This is a genomic window from Paenibacillus sp. J5C2022 (assembly GCF_025567625.1).
In the GTDB taxonomy this organism is placed as follows: domain Bacteria; phylum Bacillota; class Bacilli; order Paenibacillales; family Paenibacillaceae; genus Pristimantibacillus.
Window position 1 is genome coordinate 1 of record NZ_JAOQJC010000127.1, and the last position, 731, is coordinate 731.

The window sequence follows — 731 nt, forward strand, 5'->3', positions numbered from 1 at the left end:
ACAGAGAGGTGTCCGAGTGGTCGAAGGAGCACGATTGGAAATCGTGTATACGTTAATCGCGTATCGAGGGTTCGAATCCCTTCCTCTCTGCCAGTTAAGCTTATGTTTATGAAGCAGATTTTGCTTTGCAAAGCTTTGAGGCCCGTTGGTCAAGGGGTTAAGACACCTCCCTTTCACGGAGGTAACAGGGGTTCGAATCCCCTACGGGTCACCAACTTCCCTTTAACAAATACTTAAAAAGAGTTGACAAATCATCATGAAATGTGATAAGATATAAAAGTCGCTCGATTACGGAGGATTAGCTCAGCTGGGAGAGCATCTGCCTTACAAGCAGAGGGTCGGCGGTTCGATCCCGTCATCCTCCACCATTCACTCAACGACGCGGGGTGGAGCAGCTCGGTAGCTCGTCGGGCTCATAACCCGAAGGCCGCAGGTTCAAATCCTGCCCCCGCAACCAAAATCATTCGGATAGATTATCCGAAAACAATATGTGGAGCTGTGGTGTAGAGGCCTAACATGCCTGCCTGTCACGCAGGAGACCGCGGGTTCGAATCCCGTCAGCTCCGCCACTGTACCCCATAGGATAGTGAGACGGAATGATGCGAAGCATTATGAAGTGTACTATACATAAGGGTGTACGGCTCGGTAGCTCAGTTGGTAGAGCAGAGGACTGAAAATCCTCGTGTCGGCGGTTCGATTCCGTCCCGAGCCACCATTGAATAACTTTATAC

The 731-nt window shown here is 50.3% G+C and carries 6 tRNA genes; all 6 read left to right on the top strand.

Annotation, left to right across the window (positions count from 1 at the left end):
• The first annotated feature begins 2 nt into the window (after positions 1-2).
• The 6 genes from M6D81_RS31590 (at position 3) to M6D81_RS31615 (ending at position 715) form a co-directional block, all read left to right on the top strand.
• A tRNA-Ser gene (locus tag M6D81_RS31590) sits at positions 3-93 on the top strand.
• A 46-nt stretch (positions 94-139) separates the two neighbouring features.
• Positions 140-214, top strand: a tRNA-Glu gene (locus tag M6D81_RS31595).
• Positions 215-292: 78 nt separating this feature from the next.
• A tRNA-Val gene (locus tag M6D81_RS31600) sits at positions 293-368 on the top strand.
• A 12-nt stretch (positions 369-380) separates the two neighbouring features.
• Positions 381-457: transfer RNA gene (locus M6D81_RS31605), tRNA-Met, on the top strand.
• 35 nt (positions 458-492) lie between these two features.
• Positions 493-569 (top strand) — tRNA-Asp (locus tag M6D81_RS31610).
• Positions 570-639: 70 nt separating this feature from the next.
• Positions 640-715 (top strand) — tRNA-Phe (locus M6D81_RS31615).
• Positions 716-731 lie beyond the last annotated feature (16 nt).